This window comes from Duncaniella muricolitica (genome assembly GCF_910574735.1).
In the GTDB taxonomy this organism is placed as follows: domain Bacteria; phylum Bacteroidota; class Bacteroidia; order Bacteroidales; family Muribaculaceae; genus Duncaniella; species Duncaniella muricolitica.
The window spans coordinates 1-13,204 of sequence record NZ_CAJTCF010000093.1; the positions used below are offsets into that span (position 1 = coordinate 1).

A 13,204-nucleotide genomic window follows, 5' to 3' on the forward strand; every position below is an offset into this window, starting at 1 on the left:
AGATTGAAGAACCGTAATATACTAATCAAGTCCGTTCGCACCAAAATCTTTTCCAACAAACTAAATTTCAACAATTTCAAAGTACTCTTTCCGATTTTAATGGGACATCAATGAAAGAAAAAGCCAAAGAATACGCACTAAACCACAACATTGAGTATGGAGAATAACGGGATAAGCAAGCCTATAAATAAACGACAACGATTCAGCCGATTCATGCGGTATCTTTCTGTGGCAGTTGTCACGGTTTGGTTGCTTGTATTTTTGATTGCATCTGCCGATAAAGATGAATTTCGGGCGGTCGGCGTCATTGTGTTATTGTTTTTCGTATTCCTCTTTATAATTCCGCTTATCGGATTTTGGATTTATTCTTTTGTCAAGGCCGTAAGGCGACACTCAAAAGCCGACAGGATTCTTTTATGGTTCCATATCGCCGATCTGTTAATCCTTGGGGGTATAGTTTTTCTACTTAATAGACCACCTATGAGATGCGATGCGTTCATTATGGCTGAATGTTACAACGGAGAGCCTGTTTTCTGGATGTGGAATACAGTAGGTCGTTATCGCGATATGCTGCCTGACAGCACACGACTGGTTGTTGAATTTGATAACGGAGATATGCCACAATCTATGCCCCAATCCGATATACTGGACGAATTTGAAAAAAAGCAACTAAAAGAACGTTTGGACTACTTAGGTTGTATAGGGATAGATGTCAACAATTATCCCGATTCGGAATATTCAACTATCCGATTCCGACGTATGAATATGGGAATGTACTCATATCGCCTTTATAATCATCCTCTCTCGCATGACCAGCAGGACAGCATAAACGCTGATCCGTGCCTGATAGTATATAATGACTCTACTGTTTTCGAGTTTAGTGCCGGTGTCTTAGGAGCACAGACTTTTCCTGGCAAACAGGAATTTCTTGAAGCGCAAAAAAGGAATGAAACTAAATGAAACTGACCGATAAACAATATAGCAATCAGGTTTTTAAGCGCACCTCGTTTTGTAACGAAGGCATTGCCGTGTGGTGGACTAAAAAGAAATTTGAGCGATGCCAATTTCTTGGATGTGATTTTTCAGATGTCCTTGCAAGAGGGTGTCGATTTATAGAATGTGTTTTCAAAAGCGGTAAGTTACAACATTTCTCTATGGGTGGACGGACTTCGGTCTTGCTACGGAAAACAATCTATATGGATTGCACTTTTGAAAATGTCAAATTAAGAAGTCTCGGAATTGCAGATTTCATTGGTTGTACGTTCATTAACTGCGACTTCAATACCTCATTCATTGCCGCGTCATTTTCAAAGTGCAAATTTGTCGGAAAGATTTATGGATGCGTGTTTTGCGGGCCGAAGTTCGACAGCTATTATTATGGGAATAAATTATCATTTTTAGTGTCTAATAAAGGACGATTGGAGGATGTTGACTTTTCCGAAGCCAGTCTTACTGACGTAGATTTCCGCGGAGGTATTGATTTATCAAAGGTTCTGATGCCTCACACTACCATAAACAGGATGTGATTATGAAGATACAGGACGTTAAAAAACATATTTTCTCCACCTTGGAGCCATTCGCTGCAGCTAAAGGTTTCAAGATCCTCAGGGGTCGATTTGCATTGAGTCGAAAAGCCGGCAGTCGTACTGATGAAATATTTTTCACTTATCATTCATGGGGTTTTGAGGTAAACATATTTCCGTATGTCAGTGTGGACTATGGAGAGATAACTACAATCTGCAATGACTGTGGCTTCATTCTGAACCATTCTGCATTTATCAATCTTTTATTGCTTCAAAGAATAAAACTGCAAGGATTTAATCCGGATTTAAGATGGAAAACGCAGATTGTCAAAACAGACCGCTTTATTCTTTCAGACGATGAGCCGGACGACTATAACCGGCTTGATATGGGGCTGTCGCCATTACTTCCTATTGCGTTGGATTTTATCTCTCAATATGACAGTATCAATTCAATAGACCGGCTATTCAATACTATGCCAATAGAACAATATAGCCCATATTGTTCAGGGCTTGATACTCATTGTATGGTTGGACTGATTTCTGCCAAACTCTCCAAAAATGCTGATTACGAAAATATTAAACGAATGTATCAACGAATAGTGAAAAAAGAGGATTTCACAATCGAGATGAAATCTTCTTTTTCACGAATTGTTGCTTATCTTGAACAAATATGATACTGACCGATAAACGATTTTGGATATTTGAGGCTTTTGAATCTTTTGTTTCAGTAGGAACAGGTTATAGTATGTTGTATATGGAATGGGACATATACTATATGTTTATATTCCTATTATGTAGTTTGTTGAGTGGATTCATTGCATTTAAGTGGTTTAGGAAAAGTATTATCCGACTTTCTTTGTCGGTCTGGATAGCTAACAGCCTATCTGTTGCAATCTGTTTTCTTTTACCCAATCTAAATAAATCCACAACACATTCAGATTACCGGATATTATTTTTGATAATGTATTCGTTAATCTCAATTATCCCATATATTGTTGTGACGAAAATTTATTCGCTTATTTCAAAACGACTATGACACATAAATTGGATGTATTTTGGATTGCGCGGGGAGCGTTGCTCGTTCTCATGGTCGGGTGTTGCTTGTCCGAGGGTTGGATTGAAGATACTGCACTGCTTGTCGGAACTTATGTGTTGTCGCTGTTATCGTTCAAAGTACTATTATCTTTTTTTGACCTTTGCGCGTTATTACTTTATGAATTAGAAATTTCACTATGAAAAATCAGCAAGATAACTTAGGCAATCAGGATGGAAAGATTGATTTGAAGGCGTGGATGGAGGAGCATCCGCAGGAATATGGCGAGTTTGCTGCGGCGATGGGCGAAGCGGACTCGCTGGAGGTGTTTTTGTTGGGTGCAGCAGCATTTCTTTCGTCGCCGGAGTTTCAGAAGCGATTGGAGAATATGATTAACCTTGACAATCTGGACTTGGATGAGCTTTTGAAGATTCTTCAAGAGTCGGATTTTGCTGAGAAGATATTTGGCGAACAGGCAGAAGGGAGCGAATGGGCTAAATACCGGTTGCCCTTTGCCGCATGGCTCAAATATGGACGCTCTTCTGAAATGATGATAGATAATATTGAGGAAGCGGCAGAGTCGATTGACAACAAACAGTACCAGTGGCAGCTTGCAAAGTTCATGAAGACATTTCTTGCGAGGGAGGTAGAGGATAAACGACGCTCGCGCAAGGATTTGAAGGAGCATCTTGATTATCGCATGAGTGTAGATAACGGCAATTTGGCTGATTGGGCGTTGGAGGGCATCGACGAGTCTAAACCGACTGCTAAAATTATAGAGAACGCGGGATTTCCTCATGACCTTCTTTCCCTTTTGGCATCTCACGGCAGTGAGATTGTTAAGCGCATTGGCAAATGGATAGAAACACATATCCGTGGCGTTGACATAGCGCACTTATATGTCGCACTTGTCGAGTCTGGCGAGCTGGATCCGTCAACACCTGTCAAACGATTTGTCGAGATATTATCCGCCACATTCCCTGAATGCAAAATCGTCGGCGAGCGTCAGGTGCAGAAGAGCGTAAACACGCTACAAGATTTATCTCCCAATCGTAAGCGATTTATCAAAGACGAGCCAGAACATCGCTTCGCTATTGACTCTATAAAGACCGATGTTTTACGAATTGACCCAGATGGAGTAGACTGAAATAGCCTCTTTTCGATTCGTTTGATTCGTTTTATAGTTCGCGAACTTAACGAACCATCAATTCTTTTTAATCCAAGAAATTACGCTATACTTTTGCGCCATCGTTCCATTTCGGAGCGGTGGCGTTTCTGTCTTATGCCGCCAGTAGAAGCGTCGAACAATGTCGGCAATCAAAACAAAAATGCGAGATTTATTAGATATGCTCAATGAGGGTCGGGCCCATGTCAAGGTAGAGATGAACGCCGAAGACCTCAAAGCATTTTCGGAGGACTTGATCCGCCGCGCAAAGGATGAACTCGGCTCGATGGTCGAGGCAGCCAAGAAAGAACGTATGCTCACCAAAGCCGAGGTAAAGGAACTCTTTGGCGTATGCGATGCCACACTCTGGCACTGGGCAAATAAAGGTATCCTCAAACCTGTCAAGACCGGCAACAAGATTATGTACCCGGAATATGAGGTACGCAAAGCCCTCGGACAACGTAACATCAATATCTGAGCATCATGAAAGCGAATGGCTATTATAACCATCCACGTTTTCCGATGGAAGCCGGATGTGGATTGATCGAGGAGGATAGCATTGCCTTTACCAGCGATTCCGGTAAAACTACCGAAACTCCTTCTTTCCCTTTGGAGATATTTCCGAAAGCAATCCGCGACATAATAGAGGCTCTTGAGGAGTATGAGAACTATAATGTCGATTTCACTTCGGCTTCATTCCTTACAGTATTCGCGGCTGCTATGGGCAACACTTGGTCAGTCCGCTTCATGACAGGATGGGTAAGCCGACCGATAATCTACATGGTGCTTGTAGGCTCGCCGAGCTGCGGCAAGACTCCGCCATTGCAACAGGCGGTCGCACCTCTTCTCAAACTCGACGGAGAGTATGACATGATCTACTGCAAGGAGATGGAAACCTACCGCCGATGGGAACGCATGTCGGCAAAGCAGCGTGAGAGACATTCTCTTCCTGAAGAAATGAAGATGCCTAAGCGAAAATGCCATGTAGTGGTTGATTCCACCGTAGAGGCTCTTATCGGAGCTTTGCGCGACAATCCGCGCGGAGTGCTGATTTACAAGGATGAGATAGACAGCCTTCTTTCCAATTTCAACCGCTACAACGGTTCGGACGAGGGCTACTTTCTCAGTCTGTTCAGCGGTACGCCTTTCAAGTACAGCCGAAAGTCAAACAACGAGCATATCTTCCTCGCCAATCCCTATTGTTCTATTATTGGCACTACACAGCCCGGTCGTCTGGGCGAACAGTTCGGCGGCAAGCGAATGATGAATGGCTTTTCATCTCGATTCCTGAAAGTCTATCCCGAAATTGACAAGATGCCGTCGTGGAACGACACCGCCATGCCTGACAGCGTTCTTGAAGAATGGGAGCGAATTATCCGAAAGGTGGTAGCCGCTACTCCTTCAACAGACCAAGAGGGAAAAGCAACCTCAATAGAGCTACTGTTTTCCCAAGAGTCGAAGCTCCGCATAATTCAGTGGAAAGACGAGGTCAATAACAAGGTCTATGCTGAAACGGATTCGGATGCTGTCAGGGCGTTGTGCGGCAAACTGGAAACTTATCTCGTCCGCTTCTGCCTGGTCATACAGATTATGCACTGTATCTGTGGAGAATCGGGCATGGATAAAATTGAACCGGGAACTGCCGAACTCGCCATCAGGCTCACCGAATATTTCAGAAACATGGAGAGCCGGATTGCACCGGAGATTGAACCCGGCATCCTCGACAACCGGTTCACCGAGTTACTCGGAAACCTCAGGGATTCGTTCACCACAGCCGAGGCAGTCAGGGAAGCCCTGCAACTCGGAATCTCGGAATCCTCGGTCAAGAGATTCCTAAGAGACGGAGGCCGAGGATTCGTGAAGAAAAAGTCACACGGTTGCTATCGCAAAATATGACTCATGCGCTGACACTATGAACTTTTGACATTATGACATTTTCGACCGAGGTCGAACTGACTGAGATACCCCGGTTGCTCACGCCTGATTTGGAGTATAAACCTTGCTTTGCAAGATATGCCGATTGTGTCCACAACGGCAATCCCGCCTCCCCCAAGGTGAGGATCAATCCCGCTCGAAACTCGCAGTCTTTTGTCTAATGATACATTGCCCGTGAACGATGATAGACTGAAAAATGAATGATGATAAACTGAAAATATGCGGTTGATAGATTATTCAATATCGCATTTATCATGAACCGTGATACTTCGGTTTATCGGTCATCGTCACATTGGATAATCGATACATTGGATAATCGATACATTGGATAATATGATAATGAGCCATTGGACAATAAGTCATCGGGTAATGGAGCATTGGATAATCAGACAATCGAGTCACTAAGATATTATATCATCAAGGTATCAGTTCATCAAATCATCAAGCAATCATTATACCAAGTCATATAGTCTTCATTGTATCAGATATTCAATCAACCAATCTATCAAACCATAATATCTTAAAAAGTTAATCTCTATGCCGGATAAAAAATCCATCACTATAAAAATACGTGTCGATTCGCAGACCCACGCAGAAATGCAGTCAAGAGCCGACCGATACACCGACGGTAATCTGAGTGCGTTTGTACGTTGTGCCACACTCAAATATGAAGAGCAGCCGATGGCTGACCAAGACAATCCCCGTATGATTGCTTTGATCAAGTCCGCTATCAAGCTCATCGAAAGAACCGGCACCAACACCAATCAGGTTGCGAAGCACATCAACGAGCAGCAGAAAATGAATCCTTACTCGTTGCGGGCGGCAGATCTTCTTCCCTTCGGTCAGTTTTGCGAGGGTACAGATAAAATCCGACAGATGCTGACATACCTCTATAACATAATAATCACAGGTAAATGATAGTCAAGAAACTCAACGATGTGTCCGGCGGCGGTTTCCCCGGCGCTCGATATAACGAGAAGAAGATTGCCGATGGTGTGGCATCCCTCATGGCGATGGAGAATGTCAGCGAAGCGTTGCGTCACAATGTAGATACGCTGCACCGCTTCGGCCTTGATGCGTCGGCAGAAGTCGAGAGGTATCTGAAAGAAAGTTCAAAGACCTATGGCAATACAAAGACAACACGTTTCCAGTTCCATGTGTCGGCCTCCGTGAAAGGACGCGCCATGTCGCCGGAAGAACTTACCGACTTTGCGCGTGAGCTTATGGTGGGTATGGGATATGCCCGTCAGCCGTATTTTGTTTACGCCCACCATGATACCGGCAACAACCATGTGCATATTCTCTCGACGAGAATCAAGCCTAACGGTTATGCCATTTCTGACCATCAGGACAGGCGCAGGCTTAACGAGTGCGCAAACCGCATACTCTCTCCTGACATCAAGAAAGATATTGACCGAATTCTCAGCTACGACTACGAAACGGAGGGGCAGTTTGCCAATATCGTCAAGACTCACGGTTACAAGATAGAGAAATCGCTCGACGGCTACCGTCTGTTCAAGTGTGGAGGCAACGCCGGGAATATCGCCATCGATGACATCCTCAATCGAATCACCAAGAACAACCCCAAGCGTAAAGATCGCGCTACGCAGCTTCGCGCTATAATCCGGAAATACAAGGGCGAGATAGCCGAGGGAAAATGTCAAAATGTCGATAATGTCAAAGTGTCAAAAGGTAAGAAGCGAAAGCCGGTAAAGGCAAAGTTGAACACCGACATCCGCAAAATACTTGACAACCACGGCAAGCCGTTGAGCGAGGAGAACTGCCAGCGCATACAGACTCTCAATGATGTTCTCAAGACAAAGTTTGGCATAGACATCAGTTTCCAGAAGGACAAGGACGGCAGGGTGAGAGGCTACAGTATAATCGACCATGCCGAAAAGATAGCCTTCGACGGCAGCAAGGTGATGAAACTGTCGGAGCTTATTGATTTCGCCATCAAACCACAGAGGAAACCATCGCCGCTTGACGTGTACCGCGACCTGTTCACTGTCGAGGTGGGCAAAGACAGCAGAGGGAACTATATGTTCATCAATGTCAAAGACGGCTCGACGTACAGCAAGCCAATCTCACCGAGGCAGTACGCATGGTATAACGGCGTAAAGGATGACGAGCGCGAAGATGTAGGTCTGACAATAGCTGCCACGATATTCTCCGAGGAGATACTGACCGAATATCTCATGCGCTATCCGATACACAACCATCAAGAGAGGATAAAGGGCATGGCAGTTGTCAAACATAGAAACGGCAACTACTGCCTCCGCCTGGCACTGACAGACGGCTATATGCCTTTGATTGAATTAACTCCGGAGGAGGAATCCAAGTTCCGTTCTCTCCATTCCGATGAACAAGCAAGACAAGACTTCCTGATGTCAATAGCCATGCTGCATCTTACTCGAAAGGATGCCGAGGCGGTTAAAGAGAGGATAAAGCAGAATACCCAGTCCAAAGCCGGAGTCCGTATTCTCCCTTCCCGTCCACAGGACTACTCCCCGGAAATCTCGCAAGTGTTCACATTCAATCTTGCCAACGCACTATCTTCCCTCAATGTCAGTTCCGGCTCGTCCGCTTACAAGCGCGAGTACGAAGTCGGCAACCGCTCCCGCTACGACGACATCGACGACCGTCAGTCCGGCACCCGACTTACAATGTAAGAATGAAGTAGTGACTATCTCAGCGCACCACGCCGATAGTCACTATTATTTTGCAGAGAATTTAATGTAGAATTTAATTGGGTTTAGAATTAAACGCTACTTTTTAATACAGTTTAATCAAGCCGATTTATCGTGGTTTATAGCGATTTAGATAGTGACTATTATAGTGACTACGCCCTGTAGTGACTAAAAGAAAAATCGCCAACTCTGTGAGAATTAGCGATTTAATCTTTGCTTGGGTGGTGCCACCAGAATTGTTCTGAATATAGTATCAATTTGATTATCAGATAATTACCGGCTATCTAAAGGAGAAAAACTCCGTTGACTACACTGCTATATTTTAGCGATTTGGGGCGTTTTGCTCCGGCAATCTAACACCTTCGCAACATCTTCCCTTATTCTAAAAGTTCTCTGTGATTGCAAAGTTACGAATTTATTTCCACTCCACCAAATATCAGGCTTGTGTTAATTCAATTTAACAAAGTGATTTATTTCAAAATCACAAAACAAAATAATTCAAAAACACAAAATAATTTGGTGGTGTCAGATTTAATCCCTAATTTTGTAGGTGATTATGAAAGAGATGAAGTATCTGAATAGAATTGCCGACAAGACTCTTGATTTGAGGCTTGAGGCTTTCGGCGCCGTACAGATAGCTGGACCCAAGTGGTGTGGCAAGACAACTACTGCAGAACGTCGGGCGGGAAGTGTTATTAAGATGCAGGATCCTGACCGTCGGGCGGGATATTTGGCTGCCGCTCAAACAAAGCCATCGTTATTACTCAAGGGTGCAACGCCTCGGCTTATTGATGAATGGCAGGTTGCCCCAGTAATATGGGATGCAGTTCGCCATGCGGTTGATGAACGCAGAGAGAAGGGACAGTTTATTCTGACTGGTTCGACAGTAATAGATGATGAGGAAATAATGCACACGGGAACAGGTCGCATTACCAAAATGGCTATGTACCCTATGAGCCTGTTCGAGTCTCTTGAATCCAATGGCTCTATCTCTTTGGGGCGATTATTTAATGAGGCGGACTATGAGATTGATGGTGAAATTTCACAATTATCTATTGAGCAACTGATTTTTGCTGCCTGCCGTGGCGGGTGGCCCGCTTCTCTCGATGAGATGAGCACCAAAGCTAAGTTACTGATTGCTAAAGACTATATTGATGTGATATGTAATGAGGATATTTCAAGAGTTGATAAAACGCGAAGAAATCCTGCATTGGCAAGGCTCATTCTTCGATCCTACGCACGAAATATCTGTACTTTAGCAAAGAAAACCTCCATGCTTGCTGATGTATCTGAAGAAATGGAAGGAATATCCATGCCTACATTTGATGATTATGTATGTGCTTTGGAGAAGCTCTTTGTAATTGATGATATAGAGGCATGGTCCCCTGCTATTCGTTCCAAGACTGTTATCCGAACCGGCAAGAAACGTTGTTTTGTTGACCCCTCTATTGCGGTGGCCGCGTTAGGTGCGTCACCAGAAAGTCTGGAACTTGATTTGAACACCTTCGGATTCATATTCGAGTGTCTGTGTTTTCGTGACCTCCGAGCATATTCGCAGGCACTGGGTGGGCGATTGTCATATTACCATGACCGTCTTGGACTTGAAGCTGATGCCGTATTGCACCTTGATGACGGACGATATGCGTTAATCGAATGCAAACTTGGTAGTCGCGAGATTGAGGACGGGGCAAAGCACCTCATTGAAATCAAACATCTTATAACGGAAAAGAATATGGCGGAGAAGCAAATTAAACTTCGTGAACCGGACTTGCTTATTGTCTTAACGGGCGGAGAAATGGCATATACACGCGAGGACGGTGTGAAAATAATACCAATCGGGTGCCTGAGAGATTAATTATTTAGGATTCAGTCAATATTGACCTATTCTTAATAATGATATAGATAAGTTAGAACGAGCGAAGAATCAAACAAAAAAGCAACTTAAAACTATGAATAATCCTATAGGATCACTATGGAATAAATGGGATCTACATCTTCATACTGATGCTTCTGACGGTAAGGGTTCCTGTCAGGATATATTGGATGAAGCTATAGCAAAAAATATAAAGTGTATCGCTATAACAGATCATCATACAGTTGATAATGTAGATATGATGAAAACGCTGGCGAAAGACGCCGGCGTAACAGTAATTTCCGGGGTTGAATTTAGGACTGAATATGGGAGGGCATCTGTCCATATGATAGGTCTTTTCCCTGATGAGTTCAATGGAATAACTCTTACATCAGAATTTTTAAAGGAAAACGTTCTTAATCAATTGGGTATATCTCGCTCAAGAATAATACAAATTGGTCGAGAATCCCTCAAACAAGATGGATTGCCAGAGGCATCTTACTTTAAGGATGGGATGTTTCGCGTACAGGTGAACTTTAAGGACGCAGCCAATCTAATCCATAAATATGGAGGAATCGTAACAGTTCATGCAGGTTCAAAGTCAAACAGTATTGATGAAGAAATGAAGCATGAAGGTAAATCTAAAAAAAATGTTTCGATTGAAGATTCATTAGGCCCAGTAAAAGAAGAGCTTTTTAGGGATGGTTATATTGATATTTGTGATTTAACGAAACCTAAGGAAGCTGGATTTTATCAAAAAACATTTAGGAAACCATCTATAACAACTTCCGATGCTCATGAAGTAAGCGAGGTCGGAACTAATGCATGCTGGATAAAAGCAGATTTGACATTTGAAGGATTGAGACAAATTCTTGCTGAACCGGAACGAATATCATTTGAAGAACCTGAAATTTTAGCAAGAATAAAAAGAAATCCAGATAAATTTATTCGGTCTTTAGAGATTCGACGTATTTCGGGTGCCACTATGCCTGAAAAGTGGTTCGATAGTATTAGAATTCAATTAAATCCAGGCTTAGTCGCAATTATTGGTAATAAGGGGAGCGGCAAGAGTGCCCTTACTGATATTATTGCGTTATGTGCTGACTCTACAAATCAGAACTGGGCATTTTTGACACCTGCAAAGTTCAGAATGCCAAAACCATACAATCGTTCTAAGCAAACCGAAGCGTATATCCAATGGGTTGATAACTCTTCATCAACTATCAAAACATTAGATATGTCAACGGAGGCGACCAAGCCTGAGCGAGTTAAATATATTCCACAAAACTTCTTGGAAACTCTTTGTACAACTGAGGACGATCAAAAGTTCGAGAGCGAATTAAAGAAGATAATATTTCAGTACTTAGCCCCAGCTCAAAGATATGGTTATAATGATTTGGATGAAATTATTAATTACCTGACAAAAGAAAATGCTGATGCATGCAGTGATATTCAATCCCGAATTAGAGAAATCAATCGAGAGATTATAGCAATGGAAGCCATGCGGACTCCTGCTTACCGAGATACACTTGCAAATGAGTTAGCTTACAAGCAAAGCCAATTAAGCAATGTCCAATCTGCAAAACCAAAGGAAGTTGCAAAACCATCAGTTGATGAAGATCCGGAGGCCAAAAAGATTCAGGAGGAAATTGACAAGTTGAATGAATCTTGTAAAATGATGGAAATTTCTTTACAGGCTTTGGAAAGTGAGAAAGAAGAAAAGGAAGTCATCTTGACTTTTTGAGTCTGTTAATGTGTTTAAGAAATATCACATGGAATGCCAGGAGATTCCACCCTTTCCAGCTGGAAACCGTTTTATCGAAACGATTGAGCACGGATCGGAAAGAGTCCATCCAGGCATTTGTCCTCTCAATGCTATATCTGAGAGACAGGAGTTCTCTGTCCAGCAGATATTTCTCATCGTTTTTTGTATGATTGTTGAAATCTACATTAGCAATGATTCCGGCACTCTCACATTTTCTTCTGAAATCGTGACAGTCAAATCCGGCATCGGCATTGAGGAAAAGGCCGTCAATGGAAATTCCTGCGTTATCCATCATGCCAAAAATCTGATCAAGTGACGTTCCAATCTCATGAACATCATGGTGCTTGCCGGATTTTGGCTCAGACATAGCCATCGGAATACCCTGACGGTCAGTAATAAATATGGCATTGGTGGTCTGCGCCGCTTTATGCGCTGCTCCACCGACTTCCTCTCCTCCGCGCCGTGCCACGGTATGGCTGCCGTCAAGGTCGGCACTGGAGAGGTCTATCATGTCGCGGTTGCGTCCAAGCAGCGATTCCCAACTTTTTTGCCACGAACCGTCCTTGCACCACTGCCGAAACTTCCCGAAGATTGTTTTATAATGGAGGACTACTTCGGTGAAGATCGCCATTGTGGGAATCATGTGCCATTGGCAGCCTGTCTTGAGCTTATACAATATGCACTGGATGACCTCGCAAAGGTCTCCCTTGCATGTGTAGCCTCGTTTGGCGGTTGTCAGATACGGCAGGATTTCCATTCTTATGGTGTCTTTATCTATGAGTTCTATCAATTCAAGGAGTGTTTAGGTGTGTTTTTGCTCATTACACTTAACACTCCTTATTGTATTTTGTATGTTTAAAATAAGTCAAGACAACTTCTCTCTCTAATAAAAAGCTATGCAAATTTACGGAATTGATTTGGCTTCTGAAAAGTTTGACGTGAGTTTTATAAACTCCGATGGGCAGGCCACGCACATTGTGGTCAAGAACACAAAGCCTCAGATTGAGAAGTTTCTGGACAAGCTGCCCGAGGACTGCCGCCTTGTAGCCGAGCATACAGGCGTTTACGGAGATTTGCTGTTGAAGTTGGCAGACATGAGGAATATTCATGTCAGTTATGTCTCAGGATATGAGATCAGACACAGCATGGGCCTGATACGTGGCAAGAGTGATCCGTTGGATGCAGCGCGTATACGGGAGTACGGCGAACGATATGCCGACAAGCTGAACGACACACACTTT

Annotated in this window: 13 protein-coding genes; 12 read left to right on the forward strand and 1 reads right to left on the reverse strand. The window is 43.4% G+C overall.

Annotation, left to right across the window (positions count from 1 at the left end):
* The first annotated feature begins 156 nt into the window (after nucleotides 1-156).
* The 11 genes from QGT73_RS15320 to QGT73_RS15370 all read left to right on the forward strand — a co-directional run bounded on the left by QGT73_RS15320 (nucleotide 157) and on the right by QGT73_RS15370 (nucleotide 11,942).
* Nucleotides 157-960, forward strand: a complete 804-nt coding sequence (locus QGT73_RS15320) for a DUF4267 domain-containing protein (protein ID WP_068959873.1) — start codon at nucleotides 157-159, stop codon at nucleotides 958-960.
* Nucleotides 957-1,526 carry a pentapeptide repeat-containing protein gene (locus QGT73_RS15325; protein WP_107035594.1) on the forward strand — a complete coding sequence of 190 codons (570 nt, stop codon included), beginning with the start codon at nucleotides 957-959 and terminating at the stop codon, nucleotides 1,524-1,526. Before QGT73_RS15320 ends, QGT73_RS15325 begins: the two co-directional genes overlap by 4 nt.
* A gap of 2 nt (nucleotides 1,527-1,528) precedes the next feature.
* Entirely contained in the window at nucleotides 1,529-2,197 is a 669-nt protein-coding gene (locus QGT73_RS15330; RefSeq protein ID WP_107035595.1) for a hypothetical protein, read from the forward strand.
* A 558-nt stretch (nucleotides 2,198-2,755) separates the two neighbouring features.
* On the forward strand, nucleotides 2,756-3,703 hold the full coding sequence (locus tag QGT73_RS15335; RefSeq protein ID WP_107032253.1) for a DUF6043 family protein: 948 nt from the start codon (nucleotides 2,756-2,758) through the stop codon (nucleotides 3,701-3,703).
* Between the two features lie 181 nt (nucleotides 3,704-3,884).
* Nucleotides 3,885-4,199, forward strand: coding sequence for a helix-turn-helix domain-containing protein (locus QGT73_RS15340; RefSeq protein ID WP_025077230.1), 315 nt, complete (start codon nucleotides 3,885-3,887; stop codon nucleotides 4,197-4,199).
* A 5-nt stretch (nucleotides 4,200-4,204) separates the two neighbouring features.
* Nucleotides 4,205-5,617, forward strand: a complete 1,413-nt coding sequence (locus QGT73_RS15345; RefSeq protein ID WP_124031226.1) for a DUF3987 domain-containing protein — start codon at nucleotides 4,205-4,207, stop codon at nucleotides 5,615-5,617.
* Nucleotides 5,618-5,649: 32 nt separating this feature from the next.
* Nucleotides 5,650-5,817 carry a hypothetical protein gene (locus tag QGT73_RS15350; protein ID WP_172478183.1) on the forward strand — a complete coding sequence of 56 codons (168 nt, stop codon included), beginning with the start codon at nucleotides 5,650-5,652 and terminating at the stop codon, nucleotides 5,815-5,817.
* A 376-nt stretch (nucleotides 5,818-6,193) separates the two neighbouring features.
* Nucleotides 6,194-6,574: a hypothetical protein gene (locus QGT73_RS15355; protein WP_124031227.1), complete on the forward strand. Its 381-nt coding sequence runs from the start codon at nucleotides 6,194-6,196 to the stop codon at nucleotides 6,572-6,574.
* Nucleotides 6,571-8,328 (forward strand): relaxase/mobilization nuclease domain-containing protein, encoded by a 1,758-nt coding sequence (locus tag QGT73_RS15360; protein ID WP_280123012.1) that lies wholly within the window; start codon nucleotides 6,571-6,573, stop codon nucleotides 8,326-8,328. The genes QGT73_RS15355 and QGT73_RS15360 overlap by 4 nt, the downstream gene beginning before the upstream one ends.
* A gap of 583 nt (nucleotides 8,329-8,911) precedes the next feature.
* A complete protein-coding gene (locus QGT73_RS15365; protein ID WP_068961957.1) occupies nucleotides 8,912-10,201 on the forward strand; it encodes an ATP-binding protein in 1,290 nt (429 codons plus the stop codon).
* 94 nt (nucleotides 10,202-10,295) lie between these two features.
* The gene (locus QGT73_RS15370) at nucleotides 10,296-11,942 is read left to right on the forward strand and encodes a PHP domain-containing protein (RefSeq protein WP_280123013.1); all 1,647 of its coding nucleotides are present in this window, start codon (nucleotides 10,296-10,298) and stop codon (nucleotides 11,940-11,942) included.
* Here QGT73_RS15370 and QGT73_RS15375 read toward each other — a convergent pair.
* Nucleotides 11,926-12,720, reverse strand: a complete 795-nt coding sequence (locus QGT73_RS15375; RefSeq protein ID WP_232321407.1) for an IS5 family transposase — start codon at nucleotides 12,718-12,720, stop codon at nucleotides 11,926-11,928. The genes QGT73_RS15370 and QGT73_RS15375 overlap by 17 nt on opposite strands.
* Before the next feature lie 139 nt (nucleotides 12,721-12,859).
* Here QGT73_RS15375 and QGT73_RS15380 point away from each other — a divergent pair.
* A partial coding sequence (locus QGT73_RS15380) for an IS110 family transposase (RefSeq protein WP_280123014.1) occupies nucleotides 12,860-13,204 on the forward strand: 345 nt, incomplete at its 3' end.

What these genes read in the sequence shown, in the direction of transcription:
- QGT73_RS15320 (WP_068959873.1), top strand. Translation starts at nt 157, where the DNA reads ATGGAGAATAACGGGATAAGCAAGCCTATAAATAAACGACAACGATTC.
- QGT73_RS15325 (WP_107035594.1), top strand. Translation starts at nt 957, where the DNA reads ATGAAACTGACCGATAAACAATATAGCAATCAGGTTTTTAAGCGCACC.
- QGT73_RS15330 (WP_107035595.1), top strand. Translation starts at nt 1,529, where the DNA reads ATGAAGATACAGGACGTTAAAAAACATATTTTCTCCACCTTGGAGCCA.
- QGT73_RS15335 (WP_107032253.1), top strand. Translation starts at nt 2,756, where the DNA reads ATGAAAAATCAGCAAGATAACTTAGGCAATCAGGATGGAAAGATTGAT.
- QGT73_RS15340 (WP_025077230.1), top strand. Translation starts at nt 3,885, where the DNA reads ATGCGAGATTTATTAGATATGCTCAATGAGGGTCGGGCCCATGTCAAG.
- QGT73_RS15345 (WP_124031226.1), top strand. Translation starts at nt 4,205, where the DNA reads ATGAAAGCGAATGGCTATTATAACCATCCACGTTTTCCGATGGAAGCC.
- QGT73_RS15350 (WP_172478183.1), top strand. Translation starts at nt 5,650, where the DNA reads ATGACATTTTCGACCGAGGTCGAACTGACTGAGATACCCCGGTTGCTC.
- QGT73_RS15355 (WP_124031227.1), top strand. Translation starts at nt 6,194, where the DNA reads ATGCCGGATAAAAAATCCATCACTATAAAAATACGTGTCGATTCGCAG.
- QGT73_RS15360 (WP_280123012.1), top strand. Translation starts at nt 6,571, where the DNA reads ATGATAGTCAAGAAACTCAACGATGTGTCCGGCGGCGGTTTCCCCGGC.
- QGT73_RS15365 (WP_068961957.1), top strand. Translation starts at nt 8,912, where the DNA reads ATGAAGTATCTGAATAGAATTGCCGACAAGACTCTTGATTTGAGGCTT.
- QGT73_RS15370 (WP_280123013.1), top strand. Translation starts at nt 10,296, where the DNA reads ATGAATAATCCTATAGGATCACTATGGAATAAATGGGATCTACATCTT.
- QGT73_RS15375 (WP_232321407.1), bottom strand. Translation starts at nt 12,720, where the DNA reads ATGGAAATCCTGCCGTATCTGACAACCGCCAAACGAGGCTACACATGC.